The organism is Burkholderia sp. DN3021 (genome assembly GCF_049805555.1).
Taxonomy (GTDB): Bacteria; Pseudomonadota; Gammaproteobacteria; order Burkholderiales; family Burkholderiaceae; genus Burkholderia; species Burkholderia pyrrocinia_C.
This window is the reverse complement of the sequence record NZ_JBNCAB010000013.1, coordinates 67,434-91,354: the sequence shown is the minus strand read 5'-3', so window position 1 is coordinate 91,354 and position 23,921 is coordinate 67,434. Positions and strand designations below refer to the sequence as shown.

The window sequence follows — 23,921 nt, the reverse complement described above, 5'->3', positions numbered from 1 at the left end:
TCTGCCATCGGACGGCGGCCCGGCCGCCGTCCTTCGATTCAACGCATTCGACCGAACATGAAAATTTCCCGATCCCTTTCCACCGTCGAAGTCCATACGGGCGGCGAAGCGTTCCGCATCGTCACGAGCGGGCTGCCGCGCCTGCCTGGCGACACGATCGTCCAGCGCCGCGCATGGCTCAAGGAGAACGCCGACGAGATCCGCCGCGCGCTGATGTTCGAACCGCGCGGCCACGCCGACATGTACGGCGGCTACCTGACCGAGCCCGTGTCGCCGAACGCCGATTTCGGCGTGATCTTCGTGCACAACGAAGGCTACAGCGACCATTGCGGGCACGGCGTGATCGCGCTGTCGACCGCCGCGGTCGAACTCGGCTGGGTGCAGCGCACGATGCCGGAAACGCGGGTCGGCATCGACGCGCCGTGCGGCTTCATCGAGGCCTTCGTCAGGTGGGACGGCGAGCATGCGGGGCCCGTGCGCTTCGTCAACGTGCCGTCGTTCATCTGGCGGCGCGACGTGTCGGTCGATACGCCGTCGTTCGGCACCGTGACCGGCGACATCGCGTATGGCGGCGCGTTCTATTTCTACGTCGACGGCGCGCCGTTCGACCTGCCGGTGCGCGAATCGGCGGTGGAAAGGCTGATCCGCTTCGGTGCGGAAGTGAAGGCCGCCGCGAACGCGAAGTACCCGGTCATGCATCCGGAGATTCCGGAAATCAACCATATCTACGGCACGATCATCGCGAACGCGCCGCGCCATCCGGGCTCGACGCAGGCGAACTGCTGCGTGTTCGCGGATCGCGAGGTCGACCGCTCGCCGACCGGCTCCGGCACCGGCGGGCGCGTCGCGCAGCTGTACCAGCGCGGGCTGCTCGCGGCCGGCGACACGCTCGTCAACGAATCGATCGTCGGCACGATCTTCAAGGGGCGCGTGCTGCGCGAGACGACGGTCGGCGACATCCCGGCCGTGATCCCGGAAGTGGAGGGCAGCGCGCATATCTGCGGTTTCGCGAACTGGATCGTCGACGAGCGCGATCCGCTGACCTACGGTTTTCTCGTGCGCTGAGCAGCGGTACAGATCGGCCGCCGTCGCGCGGCTACCCGGTTGTCGTACCAGGCCTGGCGCGTCGTTCCCGTTGCGGGGGCACGCGCCTTTTTTGCGTGCGACCGGTCGCGAAGCCGTGCGGTGCGCGCCGGCGCAAGGCCGCCACGGCCGGCGGGCCGCGCGAGTTTTGGTACGATGCACCCTTTTCAGCCGAGCTCCACCCGCGTGAATCGCCGAAACGTGTCGTCAGTGCGTGACTTCTGTGCCAGCTGGGTTGCGCGCGCCCAACCCGTCGCGGCTGCCGCCGTCGCGAGGGTCAAGCCTCTCGCCGCCGTCGCGTGGCAGCATCTCCGTCGTCCCACGCGCCGCGGCGTACTGCTCACGGCCGCCGGCGTGCCGGTGCTGTTCGTGCTGTACGTGATCGTGCTGATCCCGTTCACGCCGGGCATCGGCGACATCCGCAAGGCGCGCGTCGACCAGCCCGCACAGGTGCTGTCCGCCGACGGCAAGCTGCTGGCCGAATTCAAGCCGTCGAACCGCGAGTGGGTGCCGCTCAAGCAGATCTCGCCGCACATGGTCGACGCGCTGATCGCGACCGAGGATCATCGCTTCTACGAGCATCACGGCCTCGACTGGAAACGCACCGCGTCGGCCGCGCTCCATACGTTCTCGGGCAGTCGCCAGGGCGGCTCGACGATCACGCAGCAGCTCGCTCGCAACCTGTATCCGGACGAGATCGGCCGCGCGCCGACGCTCACGCGCAAGGTGAAGGAAGCCATCACCGCGCTGAAGATCGAGGCCGTCTACAGCAAGGACCAGATCCTCGAGACCTACCTGAACACGGTGCCGTTCCTGTACAACGCGTACGGCGTCGAGATGGCCGCGCGCACCTATTTCGACAAGTCGGCCGACGAACTCGACGTGCTCGACAGCGCGACGCTCGTCGGAATGCTTAAGGGCAACAGCTACTACAACCCGGTGCTGAACCCTGAGCGTGCGCTGCAGCGGCGCAACACGGTGCTCGGCCAGATGGTGAAGTACGGCAAGCTGTCGACGGCGCAGTTCGCGCAGTTGCAGCGCAGGCCGCTGCGCATCGACTTCGAGCGCCAGAAGGAGCCGCCGGGGCCGGCGCCGCATTTCGCGCAGCAATTGCGCAAATGGCTGATCGCGTGGGCCGACCGCAACGACTACAACATCTACTCGGACGGATTGATCGTGCGCACGACGATCGATTCGCGGCTGCAGCAGATGGCGACGCAGGCGCTCACGCTGCAGGGTAATCAGTTGCAGGGCATCGCGAACAACGCGTGGAGCGGCCGCGACGGCTGCGGCACCGACAACGAGGTGTTCCGCACCTTCATGCGCGAGTCGCCCGAGTACAAGGCCGCGCAGGACACCGGCAAGGACGACGCGGCCGCGATGAAGCTGCTCGCGGCCGACCGCGGCTTCATGCGCGCGCTGTGCAAGACGAAGACCGACGTGCAGGCCGGCTTCCTCGCGATCGATCCGCGCGACGGGCAGATCCGCGCATGGGTCGGCAGCCGCGACTTTACCAACGAGCCGTTCGACCACGTCGCGCAGGCACGGCGCCAGCCGGGCTCGACGTTCAAGCCGTTCGTCTATGGCGCTGCGTTCGCGGGCGGGATGAAGCCGGACGACACGTTCATCGACCAGCCGGTCGAGATCCCGCTGAAGGGCGGCGAGATCTGGCGGCCGAACGACGACGTGCCGCCGACGGGCAAACCGATGACGCTGCGCGACGCGGTCGCGCTGTCGCGCAACCGGATCACCGCGCAGGTGATGGAGAAGGTCGGGCCCACGGCGGTCGCGCGGCTCGCGCGCGACATGGGCGTGCGCGAAAGCCCGCTCGAACGCGTGCCGTCGCTCGCGCTCGGCACGAGCCCGGTCACGCTGAAGGAGATGGTCGCGTCGTACGCGACGATCGCGAACGGCGGGCTGTATGTCGAACCGCAGATGGTGACGCGCATCGAGAACCGCCAGGGCGACGTGCTCGCCGAGTACGCGCCGGCGCCGCCCGAGCGCGCGCTCGACGCCGAAACCGACAAGACGCTGCTCGACGTGATGCGAGATGTCGTGACGCGCGGCACGGGCGGCAGCATCCGCACGCGCTTCGGCATTCGCGGCGATGTAGCCGGCAAGACGGGCACGACGCAGGACAACGCGGATGGCTGGTTCATCCTGATGCAGCCCGGCCTCGTCGCCGGTGCGTGGGTCGGTTTCGACGACGGCCGCGTGACGCTGCGCAGCGATTACTGGGGGCAGGGCGCGCACAGTGCGCTGCCGATCGTCGGCGATTTCTTTCAGCGCGCGCAGCGCGCCCGGATCGTCGACACGAAGGCGAAATTCGATACCGAGCCGTCGCCCGGCTGGTTCGCGTCGCTGCGCGAGCGTGCGACGGATCTGTTCGACACGTGGTTCAGGCCCGAGCCGACGAAGGCGCCCGCGCCGGTCAGGACGCAGCGCATGGAGCCTTCATCGGAGGCCGACGAAGGCGCGGCATCGGCCGCGTCGGCGGCATCGGCGCCCGAAGCGGCGTCCGGCGGCATCGTCGAGGAATGGATACCGGCGTCCGAAGTGGCCGCATCGGCCGCTGCATTATCGCCAGGCGCATCGCAACCGCAGACAGCGCAGCCGCCGGCAGTGGGCGCAAGTACGACGAGCGACAGCAGTGCGGGCATCGGTGCTGCGCCGGCCGCCACGCCGACCCAGCCGCCCGCGCCGGTCGCTCCCGACGCGACGGGCGCCTCGCAGTAACGAAGCCGTTCAGATTTCGCAGCGATGCTGCCGTACGCGGCGGGCGACCGCGTCGAGCAGCTGGCGCTCGACGGCACGGTGCGGGCCGTGCATGCCGATCCGGCGGCGCCGGCACTGACGCTGCATCACGCGGCGTTCGGCGAGACCGGCGCCGACGATCTGGTCCGCCTCAAGGCACTGCTGTTCGACAGGCTGATGGCCTCGGCGGACATCGACCCATCGCGCTGACGCGTGGGCCGCGCGCGCCAGATGCTGTATCGCAGCATTCGGCGCATGAATGTCGACAATCGTCTGATGATTGTGGCTATTCCGGCGAAATTGTACGGTTTCCGTCAACAGTGAATTTGCGATTTAAGTATTTACCCTGATAGTCGCGCCTCCTAGACTTCTACCCATGCGCAACGACCCCGAGTCCGAAGCGCCTGACAAAACAATCCTGGAGGTAACGCATCATGAAATCGCTGATCAAGGCAGTTGCACTGGCCGCCCTGGTGGCCGCACCGGTCGTCTCGTTTGCCCAATCGAACCAGCAGCCGCTGACGCGCGCGCAAGTGCGCGCCGAGCTGGTCCAGCTGGAAAAGGCCGGCTACAACCCGAACGACTGGGTGAACTACCCGGAAAACATCCAGGCCGCACAGGCAAAGATCGCCGCAGCGCAGAACACCGGCGCGCAAGCTGACGCAACGGGCTACGGCGCGAATGCCGCCGCGACGTCGCAGTCGGGCCAACGCGTGGTCGTGCCGGCCGCCGCCGATCGTTCGTCGGTGTACTTCGGCCACTAAGCGGGCCGGCGCCCGCAACGGCGCCCGGTTTGCGGTTCCCCCGAAACCCGTGCACGGTATCCGTGTACGGGTTTTTCGTTTCCGCAGGCACGAATGCCGGGGCGAGCGCGGTGCGCCTGCGTGGGGTCACGGCGCGGTGCCTGCCTGGCGAGCACGGGTCGCGAGCACCGCCGCGACGCCACCGAGGATGGCGGCCGATGCGAGCGCGAGCCGCCAGGTCGGCTGTTCGGACAGGAACAGCACGGCGCCGCACGCGGCGATCGGCGGCACGGACAACTGGATTGCCGCGGCGCGCATGGCCGTGAGGTGCCGCAGCGCGGCATACCAGACGACGTAGCCGAGGCCCGAGGTGAGCGCACCGGAAAGCACGGCAAGCGCGACGCCGGCCGGCGTCACGCGCATGCGGGGGGCGAGCGCGACGCTCAACGCGAGCGCCAGCGGTGCGGCACGCAGGAAGTTGCCGGCGGTCGCCGCGACCGGATCGGCGGGCTTGCGGCCGCGTATCGAATAGATGCCCCATGCAATGCCGGCGACGGTCATCAGCGCGGCGCCTTGCGGCGTCGGCGCCGCGAGCCCCGGCGACACGAGATACAGCAGCCCGCCGAGCGCGACGCCGAACCCGGCCCAGCCCGCCGGGGCGAACCGTTCGCCGGCGCGCCATCCCGCCGCGAACATCGTCAGTTGCACGGCGCCGAACAGGATCAGCGCGCCGGTTGCGGCACTGACGGTCAGGTACGCGAACGAGAAGCACGCGACATAGGCGAACAGCATCGCCGCCGCGGGCCAGTCCGCGGGCGGGGCGGGCCGTCGCGCACCCGCGCGGGCAACGATCGCGAGCATCAGCGCGCCCGACACGAGGCGCAGGCTGCCGAAGCTGGCCGCGTCGATCCGCCCGGCCTGCAGCGCGAGCCGGCACAGCAGCGAATTCGACGCGAATGCGAGCATCGCGACGGACGTCAGCGCGGCGACCCGCACGCCCGGCCGTACGTGCAGCGCGAATGCGGAGGCGGGCGGGCGCATCGCGGGCCTCACGCGTGGTTCGCGACGATCAGCATGGCCGCGCCGAACAGCGCGGCGCCGAGCGGCGCCGTGAGCTGCCGTCCCCACGCCGCATTCTTTTCGATGGCCATCAGCGCGGCGAGCGACAGCATCCAGCCGAGACTGCCGGCGCCGACGACGAACATCAGCAGCATCAGCGCCCAGCAGCACCCGACGCAGAAGAGCCCGTGGCTTGCGCCCAGCGCAAATGCGTTGCGCAACGGCGTGCGGCCGCGCCAGCGGCTGATCACGAAACTGAAAGGGGTGCGGCACCGGTCCAGGCAGTGTTCCTTCAGCCAACTGAACTGAAATGCACCGGCGAGCGCAAACACGGCCGCGCCGATCAGCCAGCCGCGCCACGCGAGCGCCGGCACATGCGCGACGCCCGTCAGCACCAGTGCATGCAGCCCGTGCGCGACGAGGCCGAATCCGCTCCACACGACGACGTAGCCGACGCCGACGAGCGCGAGCAGGCGCGCCTGATCGGGGCGGTTCGCGACGACGCGCGCGAACGCATCGAACAGCGCCAGCGTGGTCGGCAGCATCATCGCAAGGATCATCAGCGTCCAGGCGGCCGCGTCGAGCACGGCCGGCAGCCATAGCGCGCCGCCCGGCAGCGCGCGACAAAGTGCGCTGAACGGTTCGGAGGCGGCACCGTCGCCGTGCTCGAGATAACGCCCGTACGGACTGCGCGTCCACGCCCACAGCGTGACCCACGCGAATCCAACGAGGCTCGTGAGCACGAGCGGAAACAGGCGCCGGTGCAGCGACGCTGCCATGGCCGTTTCCGTGCGGCCGCGATTCACGCGTCGAACAGGAACGTGCTCTGCAACGCGTTGTGATTCTTCAGATCGACGTCGATGCCGATCGCCGCATTCTTCGACCGGTAGACGGGCGCCTTGCCGACGAACACGGGGGCGCCGGGCACGGTCGAGAACACGGTGTCGGTCAGCGTCGTCTGCGCGCCGCTCGGGCCCAGGTACGGCTCGAGTTCCGCGTGATAGTCGGTGCCGATCGACAGCGTGCCGCGCGCGCCTTCGACGTCGAACCGGATCGGTGCGCGCTCGATCGACACGACCTTGCCGATCAGTTTCGCTAGTTCGGCGATCGGGCCGCCGGCCTGTCCCGTGTAGACCTTGAGCAGCGCCTGCTCCTGCTCGTCGGACGCCGTGTCGCTGACGTAGATCGCAGCCGTCCAGTTGCCTTCCAGGATATTGCCCGGCACGCGGCACACCGCGGCGATCGTGTTGCCGCCGACGTCGACGCCGTCGATCGTGCCCTTGTCGACATGCCAGGCGACGATGGTGTCGCACACGCCGAAATCCGGATCCTCGCCGATCCAGCACGGGCACAGTACGCGACAGTTGCAGACCTCGAGCAGACGGCCTTCCAGGTGATAGCTCATGATTTCCTCCAGAGAGCGGCGGCGATTGCGCGTTGCGCAAGGCAGAGGAAATCGGCTGACGAAACGTCAGGCCCGCTCGGCGGCACGAACGCGAAATGCGCTGAGAAATGCGCGGAAGCGGGACGGGATGGACGCGATAGCGCTGGCCTGAAGCGGCGTATCAATTTTTCCAGTGTAGGCGCGCGTGGATGATATGCAAGCCGACGCGCGAGCATGATGCCGGCTGACAAGCGGACGCGCGTGCGCTAGCATCGCGGACGGTGTCGCCGCGCGCCGAGGCGCGGCAGGGGCGTCAGGCTCCGCACCGGCTTCCACGACTTCAACGAACAACAAGGAGCATCCATGCGTGTCTTGACCGGCCTGCTGTGCTCGCTGGCACTGGCGGCGAACGTCGCCCATGCACAGGCGAATTGTGCGGACGCAACGGATCAGGCGACGATGACGGCGTGTGCCGATCGCGCGTACAAGAAATCCGACGGGGATTTGAACCGGACCTACCAGTCCGTCACCGCGCGCCTGCGCGATGCACGGCCGCTTGCCGACAAACTCGTGAATGCGCAGCGCGCGTGGATCGCGTACCGCGATGCCGAGTGCAGTTTCTCCAGCGCGAACGCCGAGGGCGGTAGTGTATATCCGATGGTCGTATCGACCTGCCTCGACGATCTGACGAAAGCGCGTACGGAAACGCTGAAGGCCTATCTGTCCTGCGAGGAAGGCGATCTCGCGTGCCCGGTGCCCGCCAGGTAAAGTCACGCACCGGCTCGGCCGGTGCGGTTCGCGATCCTCTGTTACACGTCGTCCGTTACACGTCGTCCGTTTCGTCGAGCAGCTTGTGCCGCATTGCGTAACGCACCAGCGCCGCTTCGTGCGGCATCTGCATCTTTTCCAGGATTCGCGTCTTGTAGGTGCTGACCGTCTTCGCGCTCACGCACAGCGCGTGCGCGATCTCGGTCAGCGTCTGGCCGGCGGCGATCCGTCGGAACACGTCGAATTCGCGATCGGACAGCCGCTGGTGCGGCAGCGTCTCGGCCGGCTCGTTCAGGCTCTGCGCGAACTGCTCGGCCATCGCGAGGCTCACGTAGACGCCGCCCGACGCCACCTTCGTGACCGCGCCGACCAATTCGGCGCTCGCGCTTTCCTTCGTCAGATAGCCTGACGCACCCGCGCGGAACGCGCGTACCGCATATTGCTGTTCCGCGTGCATCGTCAGCACGAGCACGCGCAGCGCGGGCTTCTCGTCCTTGATCTGCTTGATCAGTTCGACGCCGTTGCGGCCCGGCATCGACAGGTCGAGCACGAGCACCTGCGCGGGCGTCGAGCGCACGAGCGCGATCGTCGACGGGCCGTCGCAGGCTTCGCCGGCCACCTCGAATCCGCTGGCGTTCTGGAGGATGTGCCGCAGACCGTCGCGCACGAGCGTATGGTCGTCGGCGATGAGCACCTTGATCATGTGATGAGGGTTTCCTGTTGGACGGTACTGAGCGGTAACGCGACGGTAATCGAGAAACCGCGCGCGAGCGCGGTGTCGATCGTCACGGTACCACCGAGCATGTGCGCGCGTTCGCGAATGCCGATCAGGCCGAACGATTTGTCCTCGTGGACCGTGCCGCCGGGCGCCGCGCCGCGGCCGTTGTCCGCGACGCGCAGCACGCAGAAGCCGTCCTCGATGTCGAGCCGCAGCGCGACGCGCGTCGCATCCGCATGGCGCGCAACGTTCGTCAGCGCTTCCTGGACGATCCGGAACAGCGTGGTCGCGCCCGCGCTGGTGAACGTAAGGCCGCCCGTTTCGATGTGACGCTCGACATCGATCCCGTAGCGGTTCGTGAAATCGTTCGCGAGCCATTCGATCGCGGGCACGAGGCCGAGATCGTCGAGCATCACCGGCCGAAGGTCGGCCGCGATGCGCCGCACCGACGCGACCGTCGCGTCGATCAGCCGCCGCATGCCCTGCAGGTGCGACAGCATGCCTTCGTCCGGCTGCGCGCGGCCGGGCACGCGCAACTGCTGCTCGACCACCGACAGGTCCATCTTCAGCGCGGTGAGCTGCTGGCCGAGGTCGTCGTGCAGCTCGCGTGCGATGCGCGTCTTTTCTTCTTCACGCACGTTCTGCAGGTTCGCCGACAGTTCGCGCAATTCCTCGCGTGATTGCTTCAGAGCATTCTCGGCGCGCAGCCGCTCGGTGATGTCGCGCAGCATCACCGTATAGAGCTTGCCCGACGCGTCGCGAATCTGCGAGATCGACGCCTCGATCGGAAATTCCTCGCCGCTGGCGCGCAGCCCGAACAGCACGCGCTGGCGGCCCATCTGCCGCTCGGAAACGCCCGTCACGCCGAACTGGTCGACATGCCTCGCGTGCGCGGCGCGGAACCGCTCGGGGATGAAGCGCGACAGCGGCGCGCCGATCGCCTCCATCGCGGACACGCCGAACACCTGCTCGGCCATCGGATTGAAGATCACGACCGTTTGCTTCTCGTCGATCGTGATGATCGCTTCCATCGACGAACGGATAATGCCCATCATCCGCGCCTCGTTGAGGATGCCGCGGCTGTTCGCGCCGGAATCGGCCGTGGCGCCGGACCGGCCGCGCATCAGCGCATGGACGAGCGCCGCGAACGCGAACGACGCGATCAGTCCGGCGGCAAGCACGGTGCCGGCCGCGCGCTGCGCGCCGGTTGCGCTCGGGCGGCCGTCAGCGGAATAGGCGAGCGTCAGCACGGTGCCGCCGAAATTCAGCACGTCGGTGCGCCGCAACAGGTCGGGCGAAGCCAATGCCTCGTCGGTCGTCGTTTCGACGCTGGCGATCGCGCGCGGATCGCCGCCGGCGGTCATCCACAGGTCGATCCCGCGTTCCGCGTCGAGTGCGCGCTCGACCAGGCGCCGTGGGCTCAGCGCTGCGAACAGCATCCCGTCGGCGCCGGCTTCGCGCGTGCCGGACGGCGTGGCGGCCGCATGCGGCGAGGCGCTCACGGGCAGGAACAGTGTGAGGGTGCGCGCGTCGCGGGACGTGTCGTCGTCGGCCGGGTGAACGCCGAGCGCGATGTCGCCGGTTTGCAGCGCGCGCGCCAGCGGCGCTGCGTCGGACGCGCCGAAGCGCACGACAGGCGAACTCGACGGGGGCGCGCTGAGCGCCGCGGCCGCGAGCGCGCCGCCCGGCATCGGTTTCGAGCCGGCGAGGGCGCTGCGTGTCGCGGGCGGCAGCGGCACATAGCCGATCTGCCGCACCGGCGAGCGGCCGCTGTCGAGATCGAGCGTCTCCGCATACCGGCGCCATTGCTCGGGCGTCATTTCCGGGACGAGGCTGAATGCGCCGCGCGCGCCTTCGAGCACGGCGACGCCGGACTGCAGCTCGTGGCGCAGCATCGCGGTCACGTGCGTCGTGCGGCGCTCGAAGCGCGTACGGACGGCGCCTTGCCACTGCTCGCGCACCAGCAGCGCGACGCCGAGCGACAGCACCGCGCCGGCGCACAGCGCGACGATGCCAGCCGCAAGCGGCTGGCGTAACATGCTCTGGAGGCGCGTGGGCCCTCGGGAATCACGCGTCGGGGTTCCACTGGCGGTCATTCGATGGCCATTCTGTTGTCGGGGCGGCCCGCAGCACTCGGGCAGCGCGGCAAAACCGGGCAAAACTCGCACCGGCTGCGTACAGCGTCTATTTTGAAGATGAAATTGTGCGCGTTTTACACGTTTTATGTAATAGGGTCAGCTGAAAATGCGGCAAACGGCGTGGAGCAGCGGGCGCGCCGGCCGCGCTTGACGCGCGTCAACGAGCGCGTCGGCACGTGGGGCAGACTGTTCGGCAGGCGAGCCGGCAACGGGCCGGCTTGCGGTAACGGGCCGTCGTCGTACAACGCGCGACGCATGCCCGGTCGGAGGGACGGACCATGTACAAGCGGATTTTCGTCGGGCTCGACGGCGGCCCGAGCGCGCGTCTCGCGCTGAACGAGGCGATCCGGATCGCGGCGGCGTCCGGCGGCGAGGTCACCTGCGCGTATGTCGTCGAGCATCGGCCGCAGCTCGTCGACGTCGACGCGGGCTTCGCAGCCGAGCGCGACGGCGATGCGGCGGCCACCGCCGCTGCGACGCCGGTGCTAGACGCTGCGAAAGCGGAGCTCGCTCAGCAGCACGTGCCGGGCACCGTGCGCGCGCTCGACGCGTACGGCGAGGATGTCGCCACGGTGCTGATGCGCACGGCGGCCGAAACCGACGCCGACCTGATCGTAATGGGCACGAGCGGGCGGCACGGGCTGCGCCGGCTGCTGCTCGGCAGCGTCGCGGAATCGCTGCTGCGCACGGCCGACCGGCCCGTGCTGCTGGTGCGGCACAGCGAGCCGGGCGCGCCGGCGACCGCGTGATGCATGCGGTGCGTTGCTGACGCATGAGCGGTTGCGGGCAGGAGACTGCCGCGCGCCTTTGCCGGATGTCTGCCTGATGGAACGCGCGACGCGCTGATCGGCGCAGCGCGCGCGAGTGCGCCTGTCGCGTTCGACGCATGCGTCGTCCGGACGAGAGGGCGCCCCGGATGCGCACGCATAGGCGCCATTGACGCCCGCGGGTTGCATCCCGACCCGCAGTTCTGGCAGCATCGACCGTGTCCGATTCCTCGCCGCGCGCATGGCCGCGGCGATCGACGCAGCGGTATCCGGCGGCACCCGATCGCATCCGCGACGAACCGGGCCGTACGCTGGATGCCGGATTCCTACCTTGCCGACGTCATCCGCCATGCCGATTTCCGCCACCGACCTGATCCGCCAGTTCGACCTGCAGCCGCACCCCGAGGGCGGCTATTTCCGCGAAACCTACCGTGCGGCCGATTCGGTCGTGCGTCCGGCCGACGGCGCACCGCGCGCCGCATCGACCGCGATCTACTACCTGCTTTGCGACGGCGCCTATTCGTCGTGGCACCGGATCCGCTCCGACGAGGTCTGGCATTTCTACGCAGGCGATCCGCTCGAGGTGTGGGTGCTCGACGAGCGCGACGGGCTGACGATCCACCGGCTCGGCAACCCGCTCACGCATCCGGGCACCGTGTTCCAGACGGTCGTGCCGGCCGGGCGCTGGTTCGGCGCGCGCTGCGCGTCGCCGGAGCACGTCGCGCTGGTCGGCTGCACGGTTGCACCGGGCTTCGAGTTCGCGGAATTCGAGCTGGCGGACGCGGCCATGCTGACAGCCGCGTTTCCCGACTACGCGGAGCACGTCGCAAGGCTCGCGCAGCGCCCGGACGCGTAACTGTCGCAAGTGGTGCAGCCGTCGGCCTGAAGCCCGTGACGATGGCGTGTGTTCCGCGCGATTCCGGTCAAACCCGTTTAGAATGCGCGTGATGCACAAGGTCTGCTGCGGACGTGCCGCGGCGGCCGTTGCGCAGCCGGTCCGACGGCCCCCGTCGCGCGGCCCGCATGTCTTCCAGGAGCGCCGCCGTGTGGCACTTTCCCATTGCAATTCCATCGTCGCTCGGCCCGTGGGCCGTGTTCGCGAGCGTGTTGATCACGCAGCTCGGCGTGCCGGTGCCGGCCGTGCCGATGCTGATTCTCGGCGGCACGATGGCGGCGATGGGGCAGGCGTCGTGGGCCAGCATGTTCGCGGCGGCGATCGGCGCGACGATGCTCGCCGATTCGCTGTGGTTCTTCATGGGCCGCACGCGCGGCCGGCGCCTGCTGAACGGCCTCGTGCGCTTCTCGCTGTCGCTCGACACGACGCTGCGCTTCGCGCGTAACGTATTCGAAAGATACGGCGCGCCGCTGCTCGTGCTGTCCAAATTCCTGCCGGGCCTCGGCCTTGTGTCGGCGCCGCTGCTCGGCACGACCGCGATCGGCGTCGGCGTGTTCCTGTTCTGGGATCTGGCCGGCGCGTCGCTGTGGGCCGCGTTCTGGCTCGTCGGCGGCGCGGCCATTCACGACCAGATCGTCCAGTTCGTGCTGTGGGTGCGCGCGAGCGGCGGCACGATCCTCGACGCGTTCCTCGCGATCTTCATCACGTTCCTGCTGTACCGCTGGGTGCGCCGCGTGCAGTTCCGCCGCTATCTCGCGCAGGTGCGCATCTCGCCGCCGCAGCTCGTCGAGATGATGACGTCGGACGAGCCGCCGCTGATCTTCGACGCGCGGCCGAAGGCGATCCGCGAGCGCGAACCGTACCGGATCGCCGGTGCGGTGCCGGTCGATCTCGATTCGCCGGACCTGCTCGATCCGGAAGTGTTGAAGCGGCCGATTGTCGTCTATTGCGTGTGCCCGAACGAAGCGACCGCGAAACGCATCATCGCGAAGATGCAGCGCAAGAAGATGATCCACAACATCCGGGCGCTGAAGGGCGGCCTCGATGCGTGGGAGAAGCACGGCTATCCGGTCGAGCCGCTGCCGGCCGATCTCGATTCGTCGCGCTATTTCGTGCGGCCCGAACACGGTGCGCTCGAAGGCGAATATACGGTGAGGGCGACGCTGTCCAAATAAATGCGTGCGCGGCGCCGCGCGCATTCGAATTCCGCCAGCGGTTTCACGCATCGCGATTTGAGAAAATCGGCTGGCGTGAAACCTCCGATCATTCATATAATCCCGCCTGCATATTGCGTGCGCCTAATCGCGCACATTCGACGCGCGCTCGTTCGCGCCGAAAGCGATTGATCCCGTTGCCGCTCGTCACGCGCACAGCCGCGTCGTACGGGCCGCACGGGCGTATTCCGTGAAAGGCCCGATCCGTTTTCCGGATTGTTCCGGAGAATACGGATAATCCGCGGCGATTCCAATCGGATTGACGCAGCACCCGTGTCGTTTCTCATTCGGAAAACGACGGCGGAGATTATTTCGTTTTCGGCTGCCGAGATCGGCATGAACGGTCGCGCATTGACATCGACACAATGACGGCGGCCCGCGCGCGGCTGCCAGGAGACGGACTTGAAACAACCAGAAGACCAGTTGCACCGCGGGCTGGAAGAGCGGCACATCAACCTGATGGCGCTCGGCGCGACGATCGGCGTCGGCCTGTTCCTCGGCTCGGCCACCGCGATCCGCACGGCCGGCCCGGCGATCCTGCTGACCTACCTGCTGGGCGGCATCGCGATCTTCCTGATCATGCGCGCCCTCGGCGAGATGGCGATCACCAATCCGGTCGCCGGCGCGTTCAGCCGCTACGCGCGCGACTACCTCGGCCCGCTCGCCGGCTACCTGACCGGCTGGACCTACTGGTTCGTGTGGATCGTCACCTGCATGGCGGAAATCACGGCGGTCGGCGTCTACATGCACATGTGGTTCCCCGGCGTGCCGAACTGGATCTGGGCGCTCGCGGCGCTCATGGCAATGGGCTCTGTGAACTTCATCGCGGTCAAGCTGTACGGCGAATTCGAGTTCTGGTTCGCGTTGATCAAGATCGTCACGATCGTGCTGATGATCGTCGGCGGAGGGTTGATGATCGCGTTCGGCATCGGCAACGGCGGTGTCGCGACCGGCATCTCGAACCTGTGGGCGCACGGCGGCTTCATGCCGAACGGCATCGGCGGCGTGATCGCCGCGCTGCCGATCGTGATGTTCGCGTATCTCGGCGTCGAAATGCTCGGCCTCACGGCCGGCGAGGCGCGCAACCCGGAGAAGTCGCTGACGAAGGCCGTGAACTCGGTGTTCTGGCGCGTGCTGATTTTCTACATCGGCGCGCTGTTCGTGATCATGTCGCTGTATCCGTGGGACCAGATCGGCACGCAGGGCAGCCCGTTCGTGATGACGTTCTCGCGGCTCGGCATTTCGGCCGCCGCCGGCATCATCAACTTCGTCGTGCTGACCGCGGCGCTGTCGTCGTGCAACAGCGGCCTGTTCAGCACCGCGCGGATGCTCTACAACCTCGCGCAGCAGGGCCAGGCGCCGGCCAGCCTCGGCCGCGTGAACCGCAACGGCGTGCCGGTGTACGGCGTGATCGTGTCGGTCGCGCTGCTGCTGATCGGCGTGCTGCTCAACTATCTCGCGCCGCAGCACGTGTTCACGTGGCTCACGTCGGTGTCGACGTTCGGCGCGATCTGGACGTGGTGCGTGATCCTGATCGCGCAGATGCGCTTTCGCCGCACGCTTTCAGCCGACAAGATCGCGCGCCTGCCGATCCGCGTGCCGTTCTATCCGCTGGGTTCGTACATCGCGCTCGGGTTTCTCGCGCTGGTCGTCGTGCTGATGGCGTTCACGCCCGACACGCGCGTCGCGCTCGTGATCGGGCCGGTATGGATCGTGCTGCTCGGCATCGCGTATGCACTGTTCTACGCGAACCGTCCGGCTGCATCGGTGCCGACGAAGTCGTAAGCAGTACGGGCAGGGGCTGCGCGATCGTTGATCACGATCATGCGCGCGTGGGCCGGACGTCCTATGCTGAACGCATTGCTTGTCCGCGCTTCGCGTGGTCACCCGGCGATCCCCGCGACCGCGCCAGCCGTTCGGCCGCCCGGCCGTCGCGCGCCGCTTCCGCGCGAAGCTCCCGTCGTCGTTCCGCGACGACGCGCCCGCACGGAGGCCTTCGCCATGCAGCCTGCCCAGTCCATCCCGACGCTCGCGCGAATCGCGCTGGCCGTCGATCCGACGCCCGAATCGCTGGCCGCCGCGCGCTACGCGCGCACGCTTCTGCGTGCCGGCATGCGATTGCGCATCGTCTGCACGATCGACAACCCGCGCCTCGTATTGCCCGACATCCCGCGCATCGACGCGCTGCTGACGTCGGCGCGCGAGGACATGATCCGCGAGGCGCAAGCCACCAACGCGCGGATCGCGGCGCTGTTCGACGACAGCGGCATCGAGGTCGAGCAGGTCGTCATCGATACGTCGGTCACGGGCGGCACGGTCGCCGATGCGCTGGTGAACGACACGCTGGCGTGGCGCGCAGACGTGCTCGTGGTCGGCGCGAATCCGCATCACGGGCTGCTGCGGCTCGTCGAAGGCGCGATGTCGGACACGCTGACGACGCGCGCGCGCTGCGCGCTGCTGATCGTGCCGGCCGGCTATGCACGTCCGTCGGACGGCACGCTGCAGCGGCTGATGTTCGCGGTCGACGGCAGCGAGCCGTCGCTGCACGCGGTGCTTGTCGGGCTCGGCTTCGCGGCGCCGACGACGTTGCTGTATGCGGCGTACGTGATCGATCGCGCGGTTCGTCTGACGGATTTCGTGCCGGTGCGCGCGCTCGAGGATGCGTACCGTGCGGAGGGCGAGGATGCACTCGCGAAGGTCGGTCCGCTGTTCCATGCGACCGGTAACCCGACCAAGCGCGGTATCGTCGAAACGCGTCCGACCAGCGACGACGTGGCCCATGCGCTGATGCGCGACGCCGTGCACTGGCGTGCGGAGTTGCTGGTGGTCGGCACGCATGGCCGGCGCGGCATCGCCGCCTGGCTGATCGGCAGCGTCGCGCGCCGCGTTGCGCACCTCGCGCAAGTGCCTGTCTTGCTCGTGCGTGGCGCGGAGTGAATGGCGCGCTGTCACGCACGAAACGGGCCTTGGTTGACCTGCATCAGAAACGGCATGCGCATCGCGTGAGACATTCATTGAATATCCGCCGATGCGGCCGGTCTGTCGTGCAAATGTAATGACAGTCGCGCATGAACGCGGGCATCGATCGACGGCGCGTTGGTCGCCGACCCATCCTTTTCAGGAGCCGCGCCTCGCATTGCATGGCGCATCGTCCGACCCGGAACTCTCTGGCACGAGGGTAGGCAGCCGATGGCTGCCTTGGAGGACGGGCGGGGTGCGAGTCACCCCGTCCGCTTTCCGCATTGCCGGCCCCGTCAGATTTCTTTTCCCCGCAGGAATTGTCGTGAATGCTGCCGTGTGGAACGGCACGCGATGGCCCGTCATGGCGCGCAGTCGATGCGGGCCGGCGGATGCTCGCGGCATGCATGGCATCGCCGTACATGCGCGGCACGCTGTAGGCCCTGTAGAAGCCAGGCCATCGCACGGCCCCGTGCCGTGCCTGCTGCGTGCGCGCTCAGAGGGTGCGAAGAGTCGACCGCAGAGTGTGCTGGCGGCCGGCACCGCGGCGTACATGCGGGCGTCGGCGCACGACATGCAGCGGTGCGCACACGCCGCATGTGCGATTGCGCAGCCGGTTCGCATGCGGCCAGCCGGGGCGCGCCTTGCGGCGCGACTCCGAAACGGCCGGCGCGTCGTCCGCGGCCCGCGCGCAGAGTGCCGCGGCGAACCGTTGCAGCGCGAGTACCGACCCCGCGACGCTCTGGTATTTTTCGCGACCGATCTGCCCGTCGAGCATGACGAGCAGCCCGGCTTCGCGTGCGAGCGCGAGCAAGGTGTCGAGATCGTCGGACGGACGGATGCCGGCTGACCCGGCCTGGGCGGGCAGGGCGCGCGCATTGCCCGACGCGTGCCGCTGGCCGTCCCGGCCTGCGAAGTTGCGATGTGTCATGGTTGGTCTCCCGCGCCGGACCCCGCATGCCGGCTCGATGGCCGGCTGGGCGATGACCCGGTATGAACGCTTTGTTCATGCCATCAGTATCGGGCGGCGACAACGCGCTGCCAAGCAGCGTGCGCTGAAGTCGCTGTCAGGCATTGCGCGGTGCGTATCGGAATCCGCTGACACGCGTGGCGGCCGATCGGCGGGTGCGATGCTATCTGCCGTGATCCGCGCGTTCGTTCCGACGAATGAGCGGGGTGCCGCAGACGTCGCTTGACGCATGATTTCGGCCGGTCTAAGTTCCCCAACTGCATCGGCGTCGCGCGGCGTTCCATCGTCAGCCCGTCGACCGGTGCCGCGCCCGGGGTGGCGTGGCAGGGCTTCCAGTTTCGTTCGCGGGCGGTTTGCGCCGCGAACCGGGCGCGGCCGGTCCGGAGACGGATCGGCACGGCGGCACGCAACGTGCCGTTGATCGCGCGCAAATATGCTCCGGCGCATCGTACGCCGCGCAGCCGTCCAGTTTCTAAACTTCCAGTACCGTCATCTTTTCGTTCCTCGACCGTCAGGAGTTCGTCGATGTCCAAGGACAATTTGCTCGATTCACTCAAGGAAGCCGCCCAACAGCGTGCGATCGGCGCAGACCAGTTGCGCGCGATGCTCGACGACGAAGTGCGCGTGCTGTCGTCCGGCGCGCGCGTGCACGACTACATCCACGTGTTTGCGATCCGGCACCTGCGCGAACGGATGCGCCAGCAGGACGATCTCGACAGCGTCACGCGGGCCGATACGTCGCCCGCTGAATCCGATCCGCGCCCGAGCCATCGGCTATGACGGGCGCACGCCGCGGCTGACGCCGCGGGCGTTACCCGATCCGTCGCCGGGCCGCGGTCAAATCCCGCTCGACCTTCACGCATGCGGTCGACGGCGAGCCGGCCAACCCGAAACGCCCGGCGATTTCCGCGCACGAGGCTGTCGGCACCGTCGCCGCGCCCGGCGACCTGCACGGGCACCGGTCAGGCACGGCAGTCTCCTGACGATCCGCCGACAGCCGGCGGCGTTTCGTCATACATTTCGCTGAATTGTCGCAACGGCCTCAAGTAAGCGGCGCGATTGCCGTTTACCCGGTGAACTGGTCCACCGCGCGTTCGCGCTCCCTTACCGAGTCGTTGCCATGTTCTCCTCCATCCGCGCCCGCATCCTTGCCGCGTGCGTCGCCATCGTCGTATTCGCGCTCGTCGCCACCACGCTGATCAACTACTTCATCGCACGCTCATACAACGACGACGCGATCGACCGCAACCTGACCTCCGTCGCGAGCGGCCATGTGGTCGGGATTGCCGACTGGGTCGCCACCCGGAGCCGGATGATCGCGTCGCTGCAGGATGCCGCGCTGGCGCCCGATCCGCTGCCCGTGTTCAAGCAGATGGCCGCGGCCGGCGGCTTCACGAACGTCTACGCGGGTTATGCCGACAAGGCGTTCCGCTTCTCCGACCCGACCGGCATCCCGCCCGACTACGATCCGACCGGCCGCCCGTGGTACAAGCAGGCCGCGCAGGCCGGCAAGCCGGTCGTCACGCCGCCTTACGTCGACGCCGGCACCGGCAACCTGGTCGTCACGTTCGCGGTGCCGATCCTGCGCGACGGTGCGCTGAAGGGCGTGGTCGCCGCGGACGTCGCAATGGACAGCGTGATCGCGAACGTGAAGTCGATCCACCCGACGCCCGCAAGCTTCGGGATGTTGATCGACAGCAGCGGCCACGTTGTCGCGCACCCGAATCCGAAGCTCACGCTGAAGCCGGTCGCCGACGTGTCGCCCGAGTTCGGCGCGACGAGCGCCGCGTCGATCGCGGCCGCGACCGCGCCCGTCGAGGTCAGTGTCGGAGGCGAGGCGAAGCTGGTGCGCGCGCGGCCCGTGCCGGGCACCGACTGGTATGCGCTGGTGCTGCTCGACAAGACCGAGGCGACGGCCGGGATGCGCTCGCTGTTGACCGCGTCGCTGATCACGCTGATCGTGATCGTCGGCGTCGCGTCGCTGATCATCGGCGCGATCACCGCGACCGCGTTCCGCCGCCTGTCGCTGGTGCGTCAGGCGATGGCCGCGATCGGCTCGGGCGCGGGCGACCTGACGCAGCGCCTGCCGGCCGACGGCCGCGACGAAGTCGCCGACATCGCGCGCTCGTTCAACAGCTTCATCGACAAGCTGAACGACGTGATGCGCCAGATCCGCGACGCGAGCGAATCGGTGCGCACGGCTGCGAACGAAATCGCGGCGGGCAACCAGGACCTGTCGTCGCGCACCGAATCGGCGGCGGCGAGCCTCGAGGAAACGGCCGCTTCGATGGAAGAAATCACGGCCACCGTCGGCCAGTCGGCGGCAGCCGCCGGCCAGGCCGACGAACGCGCGGCAGCCGCGTCGCGGATCGCGTCGCACGGCGGCGTGGTCGTGTCGGACGTCGTCGCGACGATGGGGAAGATCGAGGAAGCGTCGGGCCGGATCGGCGACATCATCGGCGTGATCGACGGGATCGCATTCCAGACCAACATCCTCGCGCTGAACGCGGCCGTCGAAGCGGCGCGCGCGGGCGAGCAGGGCCGCGGCTTCGCGGTCGTCGCGCAGGAAGTGCGCAGCCTCGCGCAACGCAGCGCACAGGCCGCGCGCGAAGTGAAGGTGCTGGTCGAATCGACGGTCGCGAGCGTGTCGGCCGGGTCCGGGCAGGTGCGCCAGGCCGGCGACACGATGCGCGAGATCGTGTCCAACGTGTCGAACGTGACGACGATCATTTCCGAGATCACGCACGCGGCGAACGAGCAGACGCGCGGCATCCAGGAAGTGAATCGCGCGGTCACGCAGCTCGACGAAATGGTGCAGCAGAACGCGGCGCTCGTCGAACAGTCGACGGCGGCCGCAACCGCGCTGCAGTCGCAGGCGAACGCGCTGGCGACGACGGTCGGGCAGTTCAAGGTCGCGTGACGCGGCACGCCGGATGCGCGGCCGTGCCGCTCAGGAGCGGCCTCGGTCGCGCATCAGCGCGAGCCGGTTGTAGAGCGTCTTCAGGCTGATCCCGAGCGCTTTCGCCGCGCGCGGCTTGTTGCCGTCGAAATGACGCAGCGTCGCCGCGATGAAGCGCTGCTGCGCGTGGTGCAGCGTCGCGCCGAGCGGCAGCGCCATTGCGCTCTCCGACGTGCGCTCGGGCGGCATCGCCTGCTTCGGCAGCGCGACGTCGATGCCGTCGTCCGCCAGGATGTACGCGCGCTCGAGCGTGTTGTGCAGCTCGCGCACGTTGCCGGGCCACGAATACGCGCGCAGCGCCGCGATCGCCGCGTCGGTCAGCCGCTTGTGCGAGCGGTGCCGCGCGTTCAGCGTATCGACGAATTCCAGCGCGATCGTCTCGATGTCGCCGTCGCGCTGGCGCAGCGGCGGCACGTACAGTGCGAACGCGGCGAGGCGGTAGAACAGGTCCTCGCGCAGCCGGCCGTCGCGCACGGCGTCGGCCGGATTGTGGCGGGTGGCCGACATGATCCGCACGTCGAGCGGAATCGGCTCGGTGCCGCCCACCCGCACGATCGCGTTCGACTCGATTGCCCGCAACAGCTTCACCTGCAGCGCCGCGGGCATTTCCGCGATCTCGTCGAGCAGCAGCGTGCCGCCGCGCGCGGCTTCGAAAAAACCTTCCCGCTGCGCGATCGCGCCGGTAAAACTGCCTTTCTCGTGCCCGAACAGTTGCGACTCGGCAATATCGGGCGGAATCGCGCCGCAGTTCACGGGCACGAACGGGCCGTCCCGCTGCGCGCTGAGATCGTGCAGCCGGCGCGCGACGATATCCTTGCCGACCCCGCTTTCGCCGGCAATCATCACGCTGGCGCGGGTCGGAGCGATTTTCTCGATGCGGCCGAGCAGCCTGCGCATCGCGGAGGACCGTCCGGACAACCGGCGGCCGTCTGCGCACTGCTTCGACCGGTTTGCGGGTTCGACCATCGGCGTTAGCGGGCCGTTTTGAAAATCGGCATCACGTGTTCCGTTCATTGCAATATTTGTCATCGACAGCGAAACGGCCGCGAAGGTGCCGCTGAATAGGAATTTCCAATGTGCGCGGCGTGAGCGGAAGGAATCGCCCATCGGTCTTTCCGCGAACCCGTGGAACGATCCACCGGCGCCTTTTTACAGAAACCCGATGAAAAAGCCGGTTGCGATTGCATTCCTCCCGGGCGGACCGCGACTTCGACCGGTGCCGGACCGGCTGCGACCGAACAGACGGCCGTCATGACGCCGGTCCGACCATCCTCGGTCCGGACACCGCCCCAGGCCCGCATCGGGCATGTTGCTTGCTGATACCACCATGCTCGCTCGGCACGCTCGACGACAATGCCGGATGGCCGACAAGCGGCACGATGCCGCACGACGGGAGCCGGCGCGATGCAAGGATGCAATGAGGACCCTGAACCGTGAGTTGTTACGGCAGGGTGCATGGGTCGTGCTGGCCATCGGGCTGGCGTCCGCGCTGCAGGCGTGGGCGATTCGCGTCGTCGGCGAGCACGCGCCAATTGCGCCGCTGCCTTTCTATGCGGCCGTTGCGGCTGCTGCGTGGCTGACGTCATTCGGCGGCGGCCTGGTCGCGACCATTACGAGCGTGGCCGTGATCGGCATGCTGTGGTGGCGCGATGCGCCGCTGGCCACGTTGTTCGCGCAGGCCGGCACGTTCGTCGCGATCGGCTTCGTCGAGTGCGTGCTCGTGGCGGCCGTGAAGCCATTGCTCGCGAACGATCGTCCGCGTCCGCGCGAAATCGATGACGACGGCAACGGCAATGCCCGCCCGCCGCGCCGCGAGCCCGCGCCCGCCGCGCGCGCGCCTGACGACAGCCAGCTGCGCCGTGTGGTCGACGCGTCGCCCGATGCGATCGTCGGGGTCGACGCCGCGCGGCGGATCACGAGCTGGAATCCGGCCGCGTGGCGGATCTTCGGGATCGACGCGGCGCAGGCGACCGGGCGCGACATCGTTTCGATGATCGCGCCGCGCTGGTTGCGGCGGCATCCGGTGCCCGCATCGTTCGCGAACCTGCATGCGCCTGTCGGGCCGCTCGACGTGCTGTGCGTGCGCGGCGACGGCGGCCGCTTTCGTGCGACCTTTGCCGCGTCGCCGATCATCGATGCGCAGGGCAACTGCACGGGCCTGTCGATGACGCTGAGCGAAGCGCGCGAACGCCGCCGCGACGAGCGGCGCGATCTGCGTTCGCTGCGCGGCGCGCGCGACGCGCGTGCGCAGGCCGACTCGTCGAACCGGCTGAAGGACGAACTGCTGGCCACGGTTTCGCACGAGCTGCGCACGCCGGTGAACGTGATCTACGGCTGGGTCGAGGTGCTGCGCAACGTCGACGGGCAGGGCTTCGCGCAACAGGCGATCGACGCAATCGATCGCAGCGCGCGATCGTTGTCTCACATGGTCGGCGACCTGCTCGACGCGTCGTCGCTCGCGACGGGCCGGCTGCGCCTCGAACACGTGCCGGTCGATCTCGTGCGGGTCGTGCGCGACGCCACGCGCGAACTCGACGCGACGGCACGGGCGAACGGGCTCGTGCTGTCGACGGAGTACTCGATGCCGACCTGCGTGATCTCGGCGGACGGCGAGCGCGTGCGCCAGATCCTGTCGAACCTGCTGTCCAACGCGATCAAGTTCACGCCGCCGGGCGGGCGCATCACCGTGTCGCTGACGCGAGCGGGCGAGCGCGTGCAGCTGTCGGTCGCCGATACGGGGCAAGGCATTGCGGCGGAACACCTGCCGCACCTGTTCGAGACGTTCAACCGGCCCGAAGGCGCGTTCGCTTCGCCGAAACGCGGCCTCGGCCTCGGCCTGTCGATCGTGCGCAACATCGCGCAACTGCATGGCGGCGACGTCGTCGCAACGAGTGCGGGCGCCGGACGCGGGACGACCGTGACGGTCACGCTGCCGGCCGGCTGGGACGCAGACGATCCGGTCGCACAACCGGTGCGCACGACGGGCCGGCCGGCCGCGGCCGCGCTCGACGGCCGGAGCGTGCTCATCGTCGACGACGACGCGACGTCGCGCGCCAGCCTCGCCGCGGCACTCGAAACGATGGGCGCGCAGGTATCGACCGCGCAGTCGGGGCACGATGCGCTCGACGTGGTGGAACGGCATCCGCCGAGCGTCGTGTTGTCGGATCTCGCGATGCCCGACGGCGACGGCTTCTGGCTGCTCGACCGCATTCGGCATTTGCCGGGCGGCGGCGGACACCTGCCGGTCGTCGCGGTCACCGCGCACGCCGGCAAGGCCGACCGTCACCGCGTGCTGGCCGCCGGCTTCGACGCGTATCTGTGCAAGCCGGTCGACATGCCGACGCTGGCGAGCGTGATCGTCGACGTCGCGCCGGACGATTCACGCGACGGGAAAGTGCGCGACCGGTAGCGGACACTGCGGGCGCATGGAGCAGCGGCGCGTGGACCGATTTCCTTACGTCGGCCGAGCGTTCCGCGTGACGGGAAACCGCGCGATCGGCCCGCTCCGTCT

General features: G+C 68.5%; 20 protein-coding genes and 1 pseudogene. 13 read left to right on the top strand and 8 right to left on the bottom strand.

Annotation, left to right across the window (positions count from 1 at the left end; translation table 11 throughout):
- Positions 1–57 precede the first annotated feature (57 nt).
- The 4 genes and pseudogenes from lhpH (at position 58) to ACPUER_RS09680 (ending at position 4,601) form a co-directional block, all read left to right on the top strand.
- Positions 58–1,065: a trans-3-hydroxy-L-proline dehydratase gene (gene lhpH / locus ACPUER_RS09695; protein WP_425130957.1), complete on the top strand. Its 1,008-nt coding sequence runs from the start codon at positions 58–60 to the stop codon at positions 1,063–1,065.
- 174 nt (positions 1,066–1,239) lie between these two features.
- Positions 1,240–3,819, top strand: a complete 2,580-nt coding sequence (locus ACPUER_RS09690; protein WP_425130956.1) for a penicillin-binding protein 1A — start codon at positions 1,240–1,242, stop codon at positions 3,817–3,819.
- 24 nt (positions 3,820–3,843) lie between these two features.
- Positions 3,844–4,047: pseudogene (locus tag ACPUER_RS09685) on the top strand (PilZ domain-containing protein); the annotation flags it as partial.
- Positions 4,048–4,271: 224 nt separating this feature from the next.
- The gene (locus ACPUER_RS09680) at positions 4,272–4,601 is read left to right on the top strand and encodes a DUF4148 domain-containing protein (RefSeq protein ID WP_034179562.1); all 330 of its coding nucleotides are present in this window, start codon (positions 4,272–4,274) and stop codon (positions 4,599–4,601) included.
- A 126-nt stretch (positions 4,602–4,727) separates the two neighbouring features.
- On the opposite strand, the gene ACPUER_RS09675 is transcribed toward ACPUER_RS09680, so the two are convergent.
- Genes ACPUER_RS09675 through ACPUER_RS09665 form a run of 3 tightly spaced genes read right to left on the bottom strand, consistent with a single transcriptional unit; the run spans position 4,728 to position 7,044 of the window.
- Entirely contained in the window at positions 4,728–5,621 is an 894-nt protein-coding gene (locus tag ACPUER_RS09675; protein ID WP_175959093.1) for a DMT family transporter, read from the bottom strand.
- Between the two features lie 8 nt (positions 5,622–5,629).
- Positions 5,630–6,418, bottom strand: a complete 789-nt coding sequence (locus ACPUER_RS09670; protein WP_175959094.1) for a DUF2182 domain-containing protein — start codon at positions 6,416–6,418, stop codon at positions 5,630–5,632.
- A 23-nt stretch (positions 6,419–6,441) separates the two neighbouring features.
- Entirely contained in the window at positions 6,442–7,044 is a 603-nt protein-coding gene (locus tag ACPUER_RS09665) for a DUF1326 domain-containing protein (RefSeq protein ID WP_425130955.1), read from the bottom strand.
- A gap of 342 nt (positions 7,045–7,386) precedes the next feature.
- Here ACPUER_RS09665 and ACPUER_RS09660 point away from each other — a divergent pair, with 342 nt between their 5' ends.
- A complete protein-coding gene (locus ACPUER_RS09660) occupies positions 7,387–7,791 on the top strand; it encodes a lysozyme inhibitor LprI family protein (RefSeq protein ID WP_072436772.1) in 405 nt (134 codons plus the stop codon).
- Positions 7,792–7,846: 55 nt separating this feature from the next.
- On the opposite strand, the gene ACPUER_RS09655 is transcribed toward ACPUER_RS09660, so the two are convergent.
- Together ACPUER_RS09655 and ACPUER_RS09650 are read right to left on the bottom strand one after the other, a co-directional pair.
- A complete protein-coding gene (locus ACPUER_RS09655; RefSeq protein ID WP_034179559.1) occupies positions 7,847–8,494 on the bottom strand; it encodes a response regulator in 648 nt (215 codons plus the stop codon).
- Complete coding sequence (locus tag ACPUER_RS09650; protein WP_425130954.1) at positions 8,491–10,605, bottom strand: PAS domain S-box protein; 2,115 nt, start codon at positions 10,603–10,605, stop codon at positions 8,491–8,493. Before ACPUER_RS09650 ends, ACPUER_RS09655 begins: the two co-directional genes overlap by 4 nt.
- 320 nt (positions 10,606–10,925) lie before the next feature.
- Between ACPUER_RS09650 and ACPUER_RS09645 the strand changes: the two genes are divergently transcribed.
- From ACPUER_RS09645 to ACPUER_RS09625, 5 genes are all read left to right on the top strand, one after another.
- The gene (locus ACPUER_RS09645; protein ID WP_072436774.1) at positions 10,926–11,396 is read left to right on the top strand and encodes a universal stress protein; all 471 of its coding nucleotides are present in this window, start codon (positions 10,926–10,928) and stop codon (positions 11,394–11,396) included.
- A gap of 367 nt (positions 11,397–11,763) precedes the next feature.
- Positions 11,764–12,270 carry a cupin domain-containing protein gene (locus ACPUER_RS09640; RefSeq protein ID WP_175959096.1) on the top strand — a complete coding sequence of 169 codons (507 nt, stop codon included), beginning with the start codon at positions 11,764–11,766 and terminating at the stop codon, positions 12,268–12,270.
- Between the two features lie 188 nt (positions 12,271–12,458).
- Positions 12,459–13,484, top strand: a complete 1,026-nt coding sequence (locus ACPUER_RS09635; RefSeq protein ID WP_175959097.1) for a DedA family protein/thiosulfate sulfurtransferase GlpE — start codon at positions 12,459–12,461, stop codon at positions 13,482–13,484.
- A 441-nt stretch (positions 13,485–13,925) separates the two neighbouring features.
- Entirely contained in the window at positions 13,926–15,308 is a 1,383-nt protein-coding gene (locus tag ACPUER_RS09630) for an amino acid permease (RefSeq protein WP_175959098.1), read from the top strand.
- A gap of 216 nt (positions 15,309–15,524) precedes the next feature.
- Positions 15,525–16,460, top strand: coding sequence for a universal stress protein (locus ACPUER_RS09625; protein WP_175959099.1), 936 nt, complete (start codon positions 15,525–15,527; stop codon positions 16,458–16,460).
- A gap of 517 nt (positions 16,461–16,977) precedes the next feature.
- On the opposite strand, the gene ACPUER_RS09620 is transcribed toward ACPUER_RS09625, so the two are convergent.
- A complete protein-coding gene (locus ACPUER_RS09620) occupies positions 16,978–17,412 on the bottom strand; it encodes a hypothetical protein (protein WP_310139995.1) in 435 nt (144 codons plus the stop codon).
- Between the two features lie 83 nt (positions 17,413–17,495).
- Positions 17,496–17,984 carry a hypothetical protein gene (locus ACPUER_RS09615; RefSeq protein ID WP_425130953.1) on the bottom strand — a complete coding sequence of 163 codons (489 nt, stop codon included), beginning with the start codon at positions 17,982–17,984 and terminating at the stop codon, positions 17,496–17,498.
- Here ACPUER_RS09615 and ACPUER_RS09610 point away from each other — a divergent pair.
- Together ACPUER_RS09610 and ACPUER_RS09605 are read left to right on the top strand one after the other, a co-directional pair.
- A complete protein-coding gene (locus ACPUER_RS09610) occupies positions 17,977–18,231 on the top strand; it encodes a DUF3562 domain-containing protein (RefSeq protein WP_425130952.1) in 255 nt (84 codons plus the stop codon). The two genes, ACPUER_RS09615 and ACPUER_RS09610, sit on opposite strands and share 8 nt — an antisense overlap.
- A gap of 340 nt (positions 18,232–18,571) precedes the next feature.
- Positions 18,572–20,371, top strand: coding sequence for a methyl-accepting chemotaxis protein (locus ACPUER_RS09605; RefSeq protein WP_175959102.1), 1,800 nt, complete (start codon positions 18,572–18,574; stop codon positions 20,369–20,371).
- A 30-nt stretch (positions 20,372–20,401) separates the two neighbouring features.
- Here the strand turns inward: ACPUER_RS09605 and ACPUER_RS09600 are convergent, their stop codons facing one another.
- The gene (locus ACPUER_RS09600) at positions 20,402–21,439 is read right to left on the bottom strand and encodes a sigma-54 interaction domain-containing protein (protein WP_425130951.1); all 1,038 of its coding nucleotides are present in this window, start codon (positions 21,437–21,439) and stop codon (positions 20,402–20,404) included.
- Between the two features lie 388 nt (positions 21,440–21,827).
- Between ACPUER_RS09600 and ACPUER_RS09595 the strand changes: the two genes are divergently transcribed.
- Positions 21,828–23,819 carry an ATP-binding protein gene (locus ACPUER_RS09595; protein ID WP_425130950.1) on the top strand — a complete coding sequence of 664 codons (1,992 nt, stop codon included), beginning with the start codon at positions 21,828–21,830 and terminating at the stop codon, positions 23,817–23,819.
- Positions 23,820–23,921: the final 102 nt, after the last annotated feature.